The sequence below is a fragment of the Flammeovirga pectinis genome, assembly GCF_003970675.1.
Taxonomy (GTDB): domain Bacteria; phylum Bacteroidota; class Bacteroidia; order Cytophagales; family Flammeovirgaceae; genus Flammeovirga; species Flammeovirga pectinis.
In genome coordinates this window covers 3,176,497-3,193,413 of sequence record NZ_CP034562.1, presented here as the reverse complement: position 1 = coordinate 3,193,413, position 16,917 = coordinate 3,176,497, and the positions used below count along the sequence as shown (strand labels likewise).

The 16,917-nt window shown below is 29.6% G+C and carries 17 protein-coding genes; 8 read left to right on the top strand and 9 right to left on the bottom strand.

The annotated features are described in order from the left end of the window. Positions 1-48: 48 nt before the first annotated feature. The 4 genes from EI427_RS12845 to EI427_RS12830 form a co-directional block, all read right to left on the bottom strand. Positions 49-474 carry a hypothetical protein gene (locus EI427_RS12845; RefSeq protein WP_126615249.1) on the bottom strand — a complete coding sequence of 142 codons (426 nt, stop codon included), beginning with the start codon at positions 472-474 and terminating at the stop codon, positions 49-51. Further along, positions 467-1,327: a hypothetical protein gene (locus EI427_RS12840; protein ID WP_126615247.1), complete on the bottom strand. Its 861-nt coding sequence runs from the start codon at positions 1,325-1,327 to the stop codon at positions 467-469. Before EI427_RS12840 ends, EI427_RS12845 begins: the two co-directional genes overlap by 8 nt. Before the next feature lie 89 nt (positions 1,328-1,416). After that, positions 1,417-2,178, bottom strand: a complete 762-nt coding sequence (locus EI427_RS12835; protein WP_126615245.1) for a hypothetical protein — start codon at positions 2,176-2,178, stop codon at positions 1,417-1,419. Positions 2,179-2,658: 480 nt separating this feature from the next. Then, the gene (locus EI427_RS12830; protein WP_126615243.1) at positions 2,659-3,492 is read right to left on the bottom strand and encodes a hypothetical protein; all 834 of its coding nucleotides are present in this window, start codon (positions 3,490-3,492) and stop codon (positions 2,659-2,661) included. A 394-nt stretch (positions 3,493-3,886) separates the two neighbouring features. On the opposite strand from EI427_RS12830, the gene EI427_RS12825 reads away from it, so the two are divergent. Continuing rightward, positions 3,887-5,098 (top strand): erythromycin esterase family protein, encoded by a 1,212-nt coding sequence (locus tag EI427_RS12825; protein WP_126615241.1) that lies wholly within the window; start codon positions 3,887-3,889, stop codon positions 5,096-5,098. Between the two features lie 302 nt (positions 5,099-5,400). Here EI427_RS12825 and EI427_RS12820 read toward each other — a convergent pair whose 3' ends face one another. Then, a complete protein-coding gene (locus tag EI427_RS12820; RefSeq protein WP_126615239.1) occupies positions 5,401-6,219 on the bottom strand; it encodes a hypothetical protein in 819 nt (272 codons plus the stop codon). A gap of 257 nt (positions 6,220-6,476) precedes the next feature. Between EI427_RS12820 and EI427_RS12815 the strand changes: the two genes are divergently transcribed. Continuing rightward, positions 6,477-6,938, top strand: a complete 462-nt coding sequence (locus EI427_RS12815) for a MarR family winged helix-turn-helix transcriptional regulator (RefSeq protein ID WP_126615238.1) — start codon at positions 6,477-6,479, stop codon at positions 6,936-6,938. A gap of 79 nt (positions 6,939-7,017) precedes the next feature. After that, positions 7,018-7,386, top strand: coding sequence for a DoxX family protein (locus EI427_RS12810; RefSeq protein WP_126615236.1), 369 nt, complete (start codon positions 7,018-7,020; stop codon positions 7,384-7,386). A gap of 314 nt (positions 7,387-7,700) precedes the next feature. Here the strand turns inward: EI427_RS12810 and EI427_RS12805 are convergent, their stop codons facing one another. Then, the gene (locus EI427_RS12805; RefSeq protein ID WP_126615234.1) at positions 7,701-8,084 is read right to left on the bottom strand and encodes a group III truncated hemoglobin; all 384 of its coding nucleotides are present in this window, start codon (positions 8,082-8,084) and stop codon (positions 7,701-7,703) included. A gap of 229 nt (positions 8,085-8,313) precedes the next feature. Between EI427_RS12805 and EI427_RS12800 the strand changes: the two genes are divergently transcribed. Then, positions 8,314-8,838 carry a hypothetical protein gene (locus EI427_RS12800; RefSeq protein WP_126615232.1) on the top strand — a complete coding sequence of 175 codons (525 nt, stop codon included), beginning with the start codon at positions 8,314-8,316 and terminating at the stop codon, positions 8,836-8,838. Positions 8,839-9,011: 173 nt separating this feature from the next. Here EI427_RS12800 and EI427_RS12795 read toward each other — a convergent pair whose 3' ends face one another. Together EI427_RS12795 and EI427_RS12790 are read right to left on the bottom strand one after the other, a co-directional pair. Continuing rightward, positions 9,012-9,824 (bottom strand): hypothetical protein, encoded by an 813-nt coding sequence (locus EI427_RS12795; RefSeq protein WP_126615230.1) that lies wholly within the window; start codon positions 9,822-9,824, stop codon positions 9,012-9,014. A 98-nt stretch (positions 9,825-9,922) separates the two neighbouring features. Continuing rightward, complete coding sequence (locus EI427_RS12790; RefSeq protein WP_126615228.1) at positions 9,923-10,816, bottom strand: M90 family metallopeptidase; 894 nt, start codon at positions 10,814-10,816, stop codon at positions 9,923-9,925. A gap of 222 nt (positions 10,817-11,038) precedes the next feature. On the opposite strand from EI427_RS12790, the gene EI427_RS12785 reads away from it, so the two are divergent. The 3 genes from EI427_RS12785 (at position 11,039) to EI427_RS12775 (ending at position 14,045) form a co-directional block, all read left to right on the top strand. After that, entirely contained in the window at positions 11,039-11,752 is a 714-nt protein-coding gene (locus tag EI427_RS12785) for a Crp/Fnr family transcriptional regulator (protein ID WP_126615226.1), read from the top strand. Positions 11,753-11,896: 144 nt separating this feature from the next. Further along, positions 11,897-12,538 (top strand): recombinase family protein, encoded by a 642-nt coding sequence (locus tag EI427_RS12780; protein WP_126615224.1) that lies wholly within the window; start codon positions 11,897-11,899, stop codon positions 12,536-12,538. A gap of 142 nt (positions 12,539-12,680) precedes the next feature. After that, positions 12,681-14,045 carry an MFS transporter gene (locus EI427_RS12775; protein WP_205727855.1) on the top strand — a complete coding sequence of 455 codons (1,365 nt, stop codon included), beginning with the start codon at positions 12,681-12,683 and terminating at the stop codon, positions 14,043-14,045. A gap of 460 nt (positions 14,046-14,505) precedes the next feature. Here the strand turns inward: EI427_RS12775 and EI427_RS12770 are convergent, their stop codons facing one another. Continuing rightward, positions 14,506-15,987 (bottom strand): Do family serine endopeptidase, encoded by a 1,482-nt coding sequence (locus EI427_RS12770; protein WP_126615222.1) that lies wholly within the window; start codon positions 15,985-15,987, stop codon positions 14,506-14,508. Between the two features lie 596 nt (positions 15,988-16,583). Between EI427_RS12770 and EI427_RS12765 the strand changes: the two genes are divergently transcribed. Further along, entirely contained in the window at positions 16,584-16,913 is a 330-nt protein-coding gene (locus EI427_RS12765; RefSeq protein ID WP_126615220.1) for a thioredoxin family protein, read from the top strand. Positions 16,914-16,917: the final 4 nt, after the last annotated feature.

The following is a 16,917-nucleotide window of genomic DNA, read 5'->3' as shown; positions in this document are numbered from 1 at the left end:
TATCTTATTTATTCTAGACCCCGTGGCTTTTGGCTGTGGGGTCTTTTTTTATTCATCTTCTAAAAAACTTTGTCCTACAGCACCAATAATAAAAAAGGCAATACAACTAAGAAAAAAGAAAAATATTTGAAGTGTATGAAGTACTAAATTAGGTGTCGAATTCTGTTGATCTAGTACATTTAAAACTAAAATAGTTGTAGAAGGAATTAAACCAATAATTATCAAAATAGATATGATGAAAGAAACTTTTTGCCAAGTAAGTTTATTATTATAGTTTGCTATTCCTGAAGCAAGCTTTACTATTGATTGTCCAAATAATATTATTGAAATAACAGCCCATTCGCTGTTAAAAAATATTTTATTATAGTCTTCTTCGTATGATCTAATAATTACAATAATTGTCAAAGGTAATATTGTAAATAAAAATTCGGATAATAAACTATAATTGAAAGAGTTTGTATTTTTATTAGCCATTTTTGATAACATCTAGAATTTCAATTATTTCGAACTTTTCAGAAATTAATTTATTGTTTTTGTCATATTTTGTGATGCTTTTTGCTTTTACTTTTAATGAATAACCAGGTCGTACTTCAACGCTTCCAGATTGAAATTTTTTTAACCACTCGGAATCAAAAATTTTAGCTTTAATTGTTTTTGAACCATATTTAAATTCCCACTGTGATTCACTAAGAAAATCAGGCTTTTTTATTTTATAAAATAGGATAGACTCATTTTCTAAAGTATTGTCTGCTAAAATGTTTTCAACATCGTCTATATTTATCTGTTTTGAATCGCTTTTAATTTTTATAGGTTCACCTTCTTCTACTTTTATTTGATAACTTTCTTCATCATTTAGTTCATTTGTTGCTTTTGAAATTTTATTTATTGTTTCAGCTAACTCAATTAAATTAGGTGGTTGGTAGTTAAATGAACCCCTTACTTGATTCTCTTCTGCTATACTTTCGAGATCATTTTTTAATTCTTGAATATCTTCAGGACTATCTTTTTTATCCTCAATAAATTTGTAAGTTTTTTCACGACTATTTTGAATATAATTTTTTATATTTTCATCAGATTGAATATCATCAATTTGATTTGAAGGATTTATTTTAATCCAATCAATTAATTTTGTAACTATTGATCCTTTTTCAATGTCTTCTAAAATTAATTTTTGAGAGTAATTAGAATTTACTGATTTAGAAAAAATAGAATCAATTTTTGAAGTAGCATCAATTACCTCTGCAAAAGATTTAAATAACCTACTTGGGTTTTCAGAGTTAGGGCTATAGTCTAGTTTAATCTCTATATGATTAGTTATTTCTCTCATTTTTTTTCGATAGAATGTTATTTAATTATCAATAATTTTATCGTAACCATTTTGATATATTTATCGAATATCTTTTCAATTATTCACGCTTAATCATCATCATCCGTATCACTTTTCTTTAATAGCTTCTTAGTAGCAAGAAAATTTTCAAAAATATACATAGCATGATATTTTTGATTTTGTCTAAATCTTAAAAAGAAAAATATGCCTAGTAATATACTCGTTACTATCCATATGCAACCAATAGTGGAAAATTCTATATTTTTGAAGTTAGTTAAAGCTAAAACACATATTAAATGAATAACGAAATTTAATATGAATAAAATTGACAAACTTCTACTTAATACAATATTAGCATTTTGTTTCTTTTCGTAAAGTGCAACAGCAGGAAAACGTTCTCTTAAATAAAATTGTATTAAATTAAAATAATCATCTTTGTTCTCGCTTTTACACTGATCAATGAAGTTTTCTCCTAAAGATTTTGTAGACCATTCTGAAATTTTAGTCTTTAATTTATCTTTAAATACCGTAGAATAGGTTTTATCATCATCGTCCAATACTAGTGAGTATTTTGGAGAGTTCATACCATGAAAATAGGGTAATTTTTTATTGTGAATAGTTTCTTTACCAAATTGTTCTAAGAATCTACCGATTACATATGCAATTATGAACAAAACTGAAAGTGAAGAAAAATTTAAATCTTTGAAGAAATTTAAACCCGTTCTTGTAATAATAGAGTAATTAACTAGTATTACTATTATTGAAGTATACCCAGGTATTATATATGCTATGATGTCATGAAAAAAATCAGGTATTATACCTGCACCTTTAGATACTGTTTCAGTAGACATTACTTCCTTAAATATTAGTAAATAAAAAAATATAAAACATAACTAAAAATATCACTACATATAGATTAAAAGGTTCTAGTTCATTTTCAGTCTGCTGTTATGTTTCATAAATTTACCCCAATATTATTAACAAAACAAAAATATCATCGCAATACAAAAAATAGATAAAAGTATTATGCTAACGATTATTACCGTACACTATTATTACATTAAAACAGTAAAGAATAGAAGATTATTATTCATCCCATTCCATCACTAGCATCACAAACCCTTCTTTCAAAGCAGCTTGTCTATCGTAAAAATGAGGAGCGTAACTCGGGTCAGTACTCATACCTACAAAATGTTTTCTTGAAGGGAAAAAGACGGTACAGAATGTTTTGTAAGGTTGAGGTTGTTTGTGGAATTTTGTTATAAGTCACAGACTATAACAAAAGTGAAGTTCTCAGTGACGCCTTCGGCTTGACACTAAAAACAGTGGAGCTATAACTTATAAAATGAAATATCTTTTCCTACAAGCTTCTTTCTTTTTATTTTTAATATCCCTTTGGTATAGAGGTATTCGATAATTAGATAGTTTTCTTTTTCAATAAAAGTGAACTTTCTCTGTATGTTTTGACTAAATACTTTATTAATTTCTTGGTTATACTTTTTCCTAAATTTCTCATTAATGAGAATACTGTCTAATAAAAACTCATTATTTATAAATCTTCCTGATAATTTATATTTAAATTTTTTCTTTTTAGAAAGAAATCCTTTTAGTGAAGAAGAAATATATTGATTACCATTATTAATAGTTTGATTAGAAGTCTTCTTAAGTGCTATGTAGTTTACGTTTCTTTTGCCAAATTTTATTGAATCGTTAATTACGTATAATGGTTCAGATACTTCATCAGAGAAATCAAAAGGTAGCATATAGTATGAACCCCAAGAAAAAATAGGTTTCGAGGTGTATAAATTGGGGTAAATATTTTTGGATTCAATCACTTTATTGATAATTCTTAATGTATCGTTTTTATAGGTGTATTTATAGTTTAAAATAGCATCAGTGGGAATGTTCATATAACTTTTATTCCATTTTTCTTCATTGTTCTCTCCGTAAAAATAGTCAGTAAGAAAACAAAAAATAGTGACATAATCTTTTTTGAAATTGAGGTATAAATGATAGATTCTATGGTAATTAGATTCCCCATGATCTATTGCATAATTAGAGTTATAAGTTTTACCTTCTAATGATTGAGCAGATGAATATGTAGAGAAGATGTATATAATTATACAGATTAAAATATAGTAGTATAGATTTGAAGATTTTACCATAATTGTGTTTGAAGTATAGTAGTTTAACTAAATTATCACCCCCACTGTTCGTAATATAATGTCTTCAGACATCAACACCTACAACTTATAAAAAATCACCAGTAAAGATTAAAAGGCTTTAGTTCATTTTCGGTCTGCTGTTAGGTTGTTTAAGTATTAGCATAGCAAACGATTTGTAGTGGAATATTACAATTTGTGAGTGGAAGAGTGTTGGGTTTGTTATAAGTCACAGACTATAACAAAAGGGTAGTTCTCAGTGACGCCTTTCGGCTTGACACTAATAACAATAGAGGATATTACTTATAATAAAAAAAATAAGGTTCCAACTTTCTGATTGTTGAGAGTGTATTTAATTGCGTAACATACTATTATCCTTAATTAACCACTTAGACTGATGAACTATATTATCACCTCTTTAATTTTACTATTACCAATACACATTTTTGCTCAAAATGATTTTGATGTTTATGTAAAAGAAAACACTTCAGAAATTAAATCTCTTGATATTAATTATGAAAATGACAATGATTTAACTGCTATTAAAACTGCAATAGGGAATGCAAGAGTAGTTATGCTTGGAGAACAGGATCATGGCACAGGAACTGCTTTTATAATGAAAGCAAGATTAATTAAATACCTACATGAACAGATGGGATTCGATGTGATTGCTTATGAAAGTAATTTTTATGAAATGCAAGGGGCATATGAACATGATTCTTTAAATTTTGAAGATGCCTACGAAGAAATCTTTCCTATTTGGACTAAATGTGGAGAATGTAAACCTTCTTTTTCTTACATCAAAAATACACTTGATACTGATCGTCCATTATACACTACGGGCTTTGATATGCAATTCTATTTTAAGAAAAGTTTTTATGACGATTTTTTGAAGTTTTATGAAGACAATCACCTTATTGTAAATGATGAAAAGAGATTCTTTAAGGTCTTTAAAACATTATTGGAAAACAATCAGCCCTTTGAATCAGAAAATAAAGAAGAAGATTTGACCTTTTATTTTGAAGCGCTGAATAGATTATATAACTCTTATAATAAAGATGATTTCTGGAAGCAAGTACTACATAGTCTTATTGGCTATTCAGAAATGAGAACAGCTTCAAGTCTACAAGAATCATTAAATATTAGGGATAATTATATGGCTGATAATTTATTATGGCTAACTCAAAAACGATTTCCTAATAAGAAGATAATTGTTTGGGCACACAACTATCATATTTCAAGAGTTTTACATAAGAACTTTAAAGCAATTACTATGACTGATAAAGTATATGAGGTTTTGGGTGATCAAATGTATTCATTAGGTTTTATTTCTTCAGAAGGTACAACAGGTTGGGCAAATCGAGATAATACTTCGTCATTACGTAAAGTAAAAAATAAAAAATTTTTAGAGAATAAGATTGCAGGAATGAACTTTCAACAAGCTTTTCTTGATTTCAAAAGTTACTCAGGAGACCCTGTTCAATTTCTAATGCGATATCACTGGGGAAAAGCATATAAACTGTATTGGTTAGATACTTTTGATGGTGTGATCTATATTGATAAAATATATCCTTGTACTAAGAAAGAAGAACAAATGATCATTCAATAAAATATCAAGTTTTATTCTCTTTTAAGTAATGCCAAAGTAATATTTTAAACCGTCATCATTACTTACAAAGGATAGTGGGCTTCCTTAATTCTGTCACAAGTTGTGACAGAATTACTTTTGGTGTAGAATTTTATCCATCTTCTTATAAATACTAAGTTAGTTTCTAAAAAACCTTTCACTTTTGGAAATGCTTTTTTATTGAGTTATCAGTCACAGACTATAACAAAAGGAAAGTTCTCAGTGCCATCTTTCGACTTGACACTAAAAACAAAGGAAAACAATGGCTATTTTCTATGCTATAATTATTGATACGTAAACTCTTTTTTACCTCCAATTATAGGTGTAGTATTAGGATTGTCAGATTCTTGAGTCATTACATATGTATAATGAGTGGGATAATTGTCTTCATCATATGCATACGAAATAGTATAGGTTTGAGTAGAATTATTACCATAAACACTATCATAAAATTTTTCAGAGATCTTAACTGCATTATTTACAGAATTAAAACTTTCACCACTCAATCTTACAGAAAAAGAATTTTTGAGAAAGCTATACGGGTTTATTCCATTGTCATAATTGATTTCAATCTCAGAGCCTAATACAAATTCATCATTAATTTTAGTGTATGATTTGATGTTAATTGGGTTGCCATTATCCCATGTGTAAACATCTTTAGAGGAAATAGTTGAATTATCTTCAAGGTAAGACCAGCTTTCAGTAAGTATATTATTATCTAGGATAACTGTATTGATATAAGATGTTGAATTCTCAATGTCAGTAGTAACTATATCAACTCGATTCTCTTTGTAAATATATTCGATAGTTGAGTTATTGTTTATATAGCGACTATTTCTACTTCTGTTATAAGAATTTAATTGACCATTTTCCAAATAAATATAGTCGGACAATTCAGTGAAGCCATCATCTTCATTATCAAAATCAGTAACATAAGAATTTAATTGATTTTTTTCATTATAGGATAACGTTGATTGATATCCATATACGTTGTTCATGTATTTTATGGACACAATATTTTTTTGTGTTATAGGAATTGATTCATCCTTTTCACATGAAATAAAGAAGAAAAGGAAAGGAAGTAAATAGAGGAAATGTTTCATTTGAAAGCTTAAGTAATTAATAGTTTTGCTTGTTAATTTGAAATACTAATATAGAAAATAATATTCTGATTGTAGAATTCCCCTTTCACTGTTTGAAATGTTAGGTAGTGTTATACTTTTTGACTATTTCAAATGAAGATTATAAACTGTGAAAATCAAATAAAATAAATATTTACCATGTATTTATTTTACATGTAAACTATTTTTCTTATGTTTGTGGTGTGATCATTAATCATTAGATAAAAACAAATCTATTTATGGCAAAAATTGATGATGAAGTCAAAACAAGATTTCAAAATAATAAACATCGTTTACTGACCAATGTGATATTTACGTCAAATTGGATAACTGGTCTTACCAATAGTTTATTTAAGCAATTTGGAATATCTAGAGAGCAATTTAATATTTTAAGAATATTAAAAGGGGCTAACGATTGGAAAACCATGACTGATATCAAAATTTTGATGATCCATAAAACACCCAATACCACCCGACTGTCTGATAAACTCTTAGACAAAGGATTGGTAGAAAGGAAAAGAAGTGATACAGACCGTAGAATTGTATATCTTAGAATTACTCAAAAAGGTCTAGATTTACTTTTAGAGATTGATACTGAACAGGAAAAAAGTGAAATATTTTCTTTCCTCGGAAATATAAGCGATGAAGAAGCAGGACATTTTAGTCAGATGCTAGATCGTTTAAGAGAGAAGCATGATTAATTCATGTTTTTTTTAAGCTCAAATACTTTACATGTAAACTAATTACATGTTTTTAAAATTACACTTTAATTTATTCATTATGAAAAACAAGAATTTAATCATCTATAGAGTTGCTACAGTACTCTTATCTTTATTAATTGTTATGGGTGCAAGCATGTATATACTTGACCACGAAAACGTAGTAAAAGCCTTTGAAGCTTTAGGCTTTCCAACGGAACTGATTTATTTTATGGCTACTGCTAAGTTTTTAGGTGTTATTGCATTATGGCAAACTAAATCAAAAGTACTACAAGAGTGGGCGTATGCCGGTTTTGTATACAACTTATTATTGGCAGTTTTTGCCCATATTAATGTAGGTGATGGAGAACAATGGGGAGCTGTAGCAGGATTGATATTCTTAGCAATTTCGTATTTCTTCAGAAATAAAGTAGCTGCTCAGCAAAAGTAATTTTTAGATAATATAAATCAGAAAAGACGATAAATATGGCGTTTAATTTTGATTTTTCACACCGTATAGATGCAGTAATTTGTGTCTATACGGTGTTTTTATGTATCGTCAAAAAAGTAGATAGGTAGTGTATTTATCAGTTATCTGCTTCTATAGATGATTTTTTAAGATTGAAAATTAAATCAAAAATTAAGTAAAAAAAACAGCCTAATACATACACCTATATAAGATTATACCATGATAATTGAAAGATAATTATTTAAGACAATGTTTTCTGTAGTTTCAAATTATAAGCAGTATCTCTACAGATTTTTTTATCGTGCCGAACGAACAATCATCAATTGTCTTTGAGCAATATTATAGGCTACTTGCTTTGCTTTTTCTGCTAACTCTCCTTCAAATAACGATTCTATTGTTGAGAACCAAAGGGCTAACCATCTTTCAAAATGTTCAGGTCCCATTGTGTTATTCATCATGTTATCTGTTTTGATATGTGCTTGTACTGGGTTACCGCTAAATGTTCTCACACCAAATAGATTTGAATACCAGAAATCAGTTAATTTGTCTAGATGTTCAGGCCATTTTTCTTCTGGAATTGCAGTATTAAAAATAGATCCTAGAACTTCATCTTTTCGTACTCTAGCATAAAAAGAAAGAACCATTTTATTGACATCATTTCTATTATTAATCTGTTCCATTTAGGTATAATTTGAGATAAATTAGATTTTTTTATTTCCAATGCTACAAAAGTAAGAAATTCAGATAACCTATTTTATAAGTTTTAGAGTTATGACTTAAATGATTGATAAATAGTAGCGTAAAAATAATTTATTTAGAAATAATATTCTTGATTCTCTTACCTGTTTTAATAATAATAAGTACATTTAAAACACAATACTATTCATAGAAAGCAAAACTAAAGACCTAATGCAAACCAAATTTCTTTTTAGACTTTTAATAAGTCTGCTCCTGTTCACATCATGTACAGAAATTGAGCCCTCTCTTGTTCCTGGAGATCAAAGATTTGAGATTCTGACGGGTTTTCCTGAAGGAGATTTATTGGAATATTTTGAAGAAGAAGATATTGTATGGTGGAAATATGAAAGGTCTATTCAGAAATATAATTGTAATAATGGGTTTGATGATTTTCAGAATAACTATGATGATATAACTCTTTACCGTGCTTTTTTACCAAACAATATTGTGATTGAAATAGAACATGGAGCAAATACATTTAATGATATTGGTGATTGGTATTTTACAAATGAGGAGCGAAATTCTATAGATATTATTCTAGACCCTGTGCGGTGTCGCTCATGTACCATTTTAACGTATACTTTTAATGAATTAAATCGAAAAGCATTAAGTTACCATTCAGAGCAAAATTTTATTAATTGTGCTAATGTATATGTAAGAGATTGGTTTAAAAGTGAAGAACTGTTTTATCAATAAAAGATAAAAAATGCTCCTAATTCCACTCTTCACTCTATTCTTGTATTTTGGTGGAAAAAACTATGCAATATAAAAAGAGTACATAATTCTAGTTTTGAAGCTAGAGTTATGTACTCTTTATATTTACACAGTAATTACTATTTTAATCAAATAGCTAGCTAATGTGATTTGAATTATTTTACTTCTTTTGTAACAGGTTTTTTACCGTTAGCAACATCAGTATAAGTAACTTCTACTTTGTCAGAAGAATATTTATAAACGAATTCATCATTTAGAAAAATGTTTGATCCAGAGAATTGCTTGATCACAAATTTTTCTAGTTTCTTATCTTTATTATAAGTAAATGTTCTAGTTTCATCATCACCAATGTTTCTAAAGTCAGCTTTTACAACTAACCCATTAGAGTAGGTAAATTCAGCTTTTTCATTGTCAGCACCTTTTGTTTGTTCAACTTTAACAACGTTTCCAGAGTAAGAAACTTTATACTCATCTTGATTTTTAGAGTATGAAATAACTTTCTTATCCTTGTTATATTTAAAAGTGTATTTATCAGTAAAACCTGCATACATATGGTTAAGTTCATAGATAGTACCATCAACTTCATCGTATGAATAACTATAGTCAGCAATCATTTGGCCAGCTTGAGATTCTTTAGAAGAAGCAACTTTACCGTCTGCTAAACCTGTATAAATATACTCTTTATTACCATTCTCAAAATTTGAACCTTTAATAAGGTCATTGATAATGGTTTTGTAAGGTAAACCACCTCTTAATGTATGATCAAAAGATACAGCAGAGTAGTTCTTTAAATCTACAAAGCGAATAACATCTTCTAATGAAGTCTTAAAGCCTTTAGAGATTTTATGTTCTTGAATAGTTTTAGCAACTTCTACCTCTTTTACGATAGGTTCAACATTTTCATTTTTTTTACATGAAAATGAAAGTAATAGAATTGAAACGATAAAAAATAGATTGAATTTTTTCATAATAAGTTTTCTGTTTATGTGATTCAGTATAGAGAAAATTCAAAATGGATGATGATCATCTTTATTAAATACCATTAACTAATTTTAAGTTTTCAAGATTACTTTCCACAACACTTCTTATACTTCTTCTTACTACCACAGAGGCATAGATCATTTCTGCCAATTTCAACATCCTTTAATTTATTAGTTTCAAACTTTTTTTCTTGTTCAGACATATTTTGATTAAAAATAAGAGCAAGGTTTTCATACAATTCAGGATGGTTTTTCTTTAATAAATTAGGTCTTTCAAAGAAATACTCAGAAGTAACAGTTAAAAATTCTTGTACGTTAGTAGCTCCATACGGATTAATATCAGAATCTTTATTGAGTATCTCTTCAATTTTCTGGTGCATTAAATTCATCCATGGTAGTGTGTAACTTTTTTGAAGAAGAACTTCTGGAATACCATCAATTTTTCCATCGGCCATATCAATTAAATGAACAAACTCATGTATGCCAACATTCTTTTTATCATTATCATTTCTAAACCCTTCTCTTAAAGCACCTTTTGAAAGTAACATTTTACCTTCTAGTTTACCAGTACCCACCATTCCTAGTATATATCCATTTTCAGCCTGCTGTCCAAATTCGGTATCATTTAAATGAGAATCATGTATAAGTACTTCGTTTAAATTTGGGTACTCCCAACCGGGATAGCCAAAAATTGGAATAATAGCACTAGAAGCGACTAATAACCTGTCTAAATCAGTAATTTCTGTTTTTACAGCAGTGACTTTTACATGGTGTAAAAAATTTAAAATACGCTTTTCAAATAGGCTTTGTTGCTCTTCATTTAACTCATTGTAAAAAGAAACATACTCTTTTAAAATATCCTTCCAAGAAGCTTTAAACTCTTCATTTAAGGTGTTTTTATGCTTTTTATCTCTTGTTAGGACATACCATATCAGTAGAAGTAGTAGAGTAAAAGTTATTAAGGCGAGAGTAAAATGCATGAATTCACGGTTTTAATGATGATGATTAGCGAGCATAAGTTATGTAATAACTTTTATGTATACCATTTTTGATAGAAGCAATAGAGTAATTAGACTGTTTCTTGGTAGAACTAAGAGCTAATTTTTATAGAAATAGATTGTTTTATTTCCGTATAAATTGATTTGTTATATAATTATACGTAAAATTACGTACTAGTAACGTCTTCAATCAAACTAACAAACATGAATAATCAGCAAATCGATTGTGTAAACTGTTCAAATACAAACTGTATAATCAAACAAAATAGTCATGTAAACGAATTAAAGCCATTTCTTGATGATAAGCTTACTGTTTATGTTAAGAAGGGACAACCATTTATTTTAGAAGGAGCACCAGTTCACGGCCTTTATTTTATTTATAAAGGAAAAACCAAGGTTGGTAAAACAGGAATTAATGGGAGAGAACAAATTGTGAGACTTTGTAATGATGGTGAGATAATTGGGCATCGTGGATTTGGTATTGGGCAATCTTACCATATCAGTGCAGTAGCTATAGAAGATACTATTCTATGTAATTTTTCGAACAATAATATCATTAAAATGTTGCAGTCAGTACCAGAGTTATCGTATTCAATGATGCTTTTCTATGCAGAAGAATTGAATAGGAGTGAAAATAAAGTACGGAAGATTGCTCAAATGACAGTTAGAGAAAAAGTGATAGATAGCCTTTTATATATAAATAGGAAATTCGGGAAAACAGGTGCTTTTCTGAATATTCAATTGTCTAGAAAAGAAATTGCAGATTTTGCAGGAACTACTGATGAACAAGTAATTCGGGTAATTTCAGCATTAAAAAAAGAAGGAATCTTAAAAACTGAAGGAAAGAAGATAGGTATACATCAATTAGAAAAATTGAAGAGAGATATTGCTGAACATAACTTTTTTATAGATAGTTAGTTTTGAGTTATTTAAGATTTTTCAATTAAAAAAAATGTCAATAAAATTAAAATTCTACTTTTTTTTGCTTAAAATGTGTTTGAATTGAATGGGCTTTAAAGTGTGTTCAACACAATACATAAACCTTATTAGCAAGTAAATAGAATGTCAATTTTTACATACATACGTGTATCTACCGTAGCACAATCTAAATTTCAGCAGCAAGCAAAAATAAAAGGGAAGCCTTTTATTGATAAATGCCCAGTAACATTACCATTTGTTGAAAGACCTAGAGCAAAAGAATTACTTGAGATTCTAACTGAAGAGGATATATTACATATTGGTGACATTGATAAATTAGGAGATAATGTACATGATATTATTATTGCCTTAAAAGCTCTTCTTTCTACTAAAGCAATAGTTAATTTTACGAGGTTTGGTTTGGAAGATACCCAAGCAAATGCAGGAATTACAGCAGTTATTGCAGCTTTTGAAACAATGCTCAATATGAAAGAATATCAGGTTCAAGAAAAAACCATAGAAGGTATTGCAAGGGCTAAGGCAGAAGGTAAGTATAAAGGTGGAAAGAAAGGCCGTAAAATGAATTACGATCGATGGATAGAACGAAATAAAGAAGTTATTAATCGATTAAAAGCAGGTTTTACTACACAACAGATCTCAGATGAAACAGGAGTTGGTAAAACTCAGGTTTCTAGAGTGAGAAAGAGATTAAGAGAAATTGAACAGAGTAATCAAAAAGATATTTTTCCATCTGAACAAAAAGAGCAGTTAACTACGACTGTCTAAGTATATTTGGTTAAAAAAGGAGAGATTCAGTAATGAATCTCTTTTTTTTACGTAAAATTTTGAATAATGTTTTTGTTTTTAAGTAAAACTACGTAGTATTGCTACGTAATAAAATTATTGTAGTGAAAATTACTTAACTATTATGCGATCAAATACGTTATCAAATGAAAAAGCAACAAGTATAAACTTGTTTGACCTAAGTAGTATTCAAATGCGTTCATTCCATTTAAGTTGGATGGCATTTTTTCTTTGTTTCTTTGGGTGGTTTGCTCATGCTCCACTAATGAACTCAACGATAGGACCAGATTTAGATCTAACAAAAGATCAAAAAATTATAGCATTTATAGCTTCAGTAGGAGTTACAATTTTTGCAAGATTAGGCGTAGGTAACTTATGTGATAAGATTGGCCCAAGAAAAAGTTATATCTATTTACTTACATTCGGTGCAGTTGTAGTATCTGCATCAGCTTTTGTAACTACTTGGGAAATGTATTTTGTTTCTCGATTAGCAATTGGTGTAATAGGTGCATCTTTTGTAATTACTCAGTATCATACGTCGGTAATGTTTGCTCCAAATGTTGTTGGTATTGCCAATGCAACATCAGCAGGTTGGGGTAACTTAGGCGGAGGTGTAACTCAGATAATGATGCCTTTAATTGCATCAGGAATGTTAGCAGCAGGTTTTGCAGATTCTGAATTATCAAAATGGAGACCAGCAATGTTTGTTCCTGCAATTTTAATGCTTCTAGTAGCATTTTTATATTGGAAATATACAACAGATTGTCCAAAAGGTAATTATGAAGACCTTCCAGAAGAACGTCCACAAGCAGCAAAAGGAGAGAAAAGTTTATTTATGTCTGCGGTAAGCGACAAAAGAGTTTGGGTCTTATTTGCAATGTATGCAGGGTGTTTTGGAATGGAGTTATTTGTGAATGGTAGAGCAGCTACATATTATCAGACAAAGTTTGCTTTATCAGAAAACATGGCTGGAGGTATTGCAGCATTATTTGGATTAATGAACCTATTTGCCCGTTCTATGGGTGGATGGTTAGGCGATAAATTTTCGAAAACAGGAGGTTTGGAAGGTAGAGTAAAATGGTTGGTTGCTGTTATGGTTGTAGAAGGAATGGCTTTGGTCCTTTTTTCAAGAATGGATTATTTACCATTCGCAATTACTGCAATGATTGGTTTTTCTTTATTTGTTCAAATGGCAGAGGGTGCTACCTTTTCAGTTGTTCCATTTATAAATAAGAAGGCGTTAGGTTCTGTTTCAGGTATAGTTGGGGCAGGCGGAAATGTAGGTGCTGTAATCTATGCTCAATATTTATTAAGAAGTGGCTCAAGTTTAGAAGAGTGTTTCTTAATCTACGGCATAGCTGTATCAGTGATAGGCTTACTTGGTCTTACAATTAAATTTTCTGAAGCCGATGAAAAATCAGCAATAGAAGAACAAGAAAAATTAGAAGCGTTCGAAGCATCTCTTCAAAACGAAAATATAGCGATTTAGGCTTTGTAAAAAGCTTTGAACATCATTAGTGTTCCATAATAATTTTAAACTCTTAAAAATTTTGAGCAGTCTTATCCTTTTAGGGTAGGACTGTTTTTTTGTAAAAAATAAAAGACAAAAAAAGAAGGGATCAGATAAAATCTAAACCCTTTCCCCATTACTTAAAGCAAACTATTGTTTCTTCTGTAAATCGTATTAAATGTTTTCAAGTAATACTATTACTAAATTCTTATTGATAACCTCTTCTTTAGTCATCTTACAACTATACAAACGTCAAAGGTGGGGTAAATAGTTTCATTAAAATAGTTAATGAATGAAAATGATTGTAATAGAATGATAATTGTCAGTGTGCTTTGTTACAGGATTACTATAAAATAGGCTATTACGCAGTGTAATAGCCTATTTTCTAAGATTTAAAAAGTTTTTATTTTATATCAAAAAACTAATTTTTTCTTGTTCTTTATAACCCAATACCTACATATTCTCTTTCTCCACTAGGATACATGCCTTCTAAAAGTATACCTCCACGTTTTCCTCTTAGAGCATTTCCTAAATCATCAATAGAAGTGATTGGCTCTCTATCAACATAAAGAATAATGAAACCTTCTTTTAAACCTGCTTTCGCTAATTTACTATTAGGTGCTATTGTAGTTACTTCAAGACCTCCATTAATACCAAGTTGAGCTGCTTTTTTCTCAGATAATGGTTGTACTTCAGCATTTAATGCTTCTATTGCTTCTGCAGTATTTTTCGGAGCAGATACAATATCCGTTGTGTTTTGAGTGTTTTTCAATTTCACATTAAAGACTTTATCTTTTCCATTTCTATTTACTGTTACATCAACAACATCACCCGGTCTTTTTCTAGCAATATATTCTTGTAATTCGGAAACAGTATTTACATCTTCACTATTGATTTTAGTAATGATATCACCTTCTTGAATTCCTGCTCCTTCAGCAGCACCTTGTGGTGTAACACCCATAATAGCAACACCAGCAATTTTATCTAAACCTGCTTCGTCTGCAATTTCTTGATTTACCTCAGCAATTTGAACTCCTATTAAAGCTCTCTGAACAGCTCCATAATTACGTAAATCATCCATTACCTTTTTTACAAGCTCAGAAGGAATAGCAAACGAATAACCTGTAAATGAACCTGTTTTAGAAGCAATTGCAGAATTGATACCAATTAGATTCCCGTTAAGGTCTACAAGTGCTCCTCCTGAATTTCCTGGGTTAACAGCAGCATCAGTTTGTATAAAAGATTCTACAGATAAACCTGTTTTAGACCTAAGGATTCCTATATTTCTTGCTTTCGCACTAACAATACCTGCAGTAACTGTAGAGGTCAGCTCGTAGGGGTTTCCGACAGCCAAAACCCATTCACCTATTTTTATTTCATCAGAATTCCCGAAATTTAAGTAGGGTAAAGTATCCTCATATTCAACTTTTAGCAAGGCAAGATCCGTAGTAGGGTCTGTACCCACTAATGTTGCTTTAAAAGTATGTTTATCTTCTAAAACGACCTCAATTTTATCTGCTCCGTCTATAACATGGTTATTGGTTGCTATATAACCATCAGCAGATAGAATAACACCAGAACCAGAACCTAATTGTCCGCCTTCAGCACGTGGATCGCCAAAAAACTCATGAAATAACCTAGGTGTATTTCTTGGAGTTCTAGATGATGAAGGATTTAAATAGGTTTTAATATGAACCACAGCTGGTGTAGATTTTTCTGCAGCGTTTACAAAATTCATTCCTTCGGGAACGGTATAATCTGTTCGAGCAGGAGAGGCTTCGTACTTTGTTAATGAAACAGGTTGATCGAAGCGCTTAATTTCTGTTTTTGATTCAGGTTCAATAACGGTACTATAAATACCAACTGATATGATTCCACCTAAAACTGAGGTGGTCATCATTGATAAAAATTGCTTTTTCATAAATTGATAGTAAATAATTTGTTCTAAATCTAGAAAACAGGTTGATGATGGATTAGGTTTTCACCACTGTTTATCTAATAATTCCACTAGTAATATTCTATTTAGTACAAATGAGGTGCAAATGTATCATCTATTTAACTTTTTTATCAAAAAATAAGATTCTATGAATAGAAGTTTTAATTTTTTAATTCGTTGAAGTATCATTTTATTTTGATGACAGGCATCAGTATTTAAGGTTTACTTTCTTATCATATTTGTAATGTCATAAGGGAAAAGCATTGAAACATATGTTTCCTTGCCATCTTATGTGATTCATATACTCTTTAAAGAGTATTGTTATAGAACTGAGAGTTTCTGTCCTATATAAAGGGCAGATCAATTTTCATAGTGTTTAAAGTTTGGGTGTAAATTGAAACGGGGCTCGTCAATGACGGGCCTTGTTTTTTACGTGTAAGATTTTTTTGAGTCATTATGACAGTAATTGACATTATGGCTTATAAAAATCACATTTTTTTAAAGAAAGATAGGTTGTAAATAGGATAATAGACTATTGTCTTATTTTTGTGATTAGTAGTACATCATTAAAAAATAATACGATGTTAAATATACCTTCAAGCGTAATTAATTTAGAGAAACTAGATGATTTAGATAAGTTGATGGAGCTTAATGAATATCTAATTTTAGATTTTTCTACAGATTGGTGTCCACCTTGTAGAGTTATGGAAGGCACAATAGTAAATTTAGCTTTTGAGTTAGAAGGCAAAGCAAAAATAATTAAAATAGATCCAGAGGTTTTCCCTGAAGTTTTAAAAAAATATTCAATTAAAGGAATACCTTATTTCTTAGGCATTCAGAATGCTAAAATTATAGGGAAAGCACATGGTATTGTACCAATTGATCAACTTAAAAAGTTAATTAATTTATAATAGA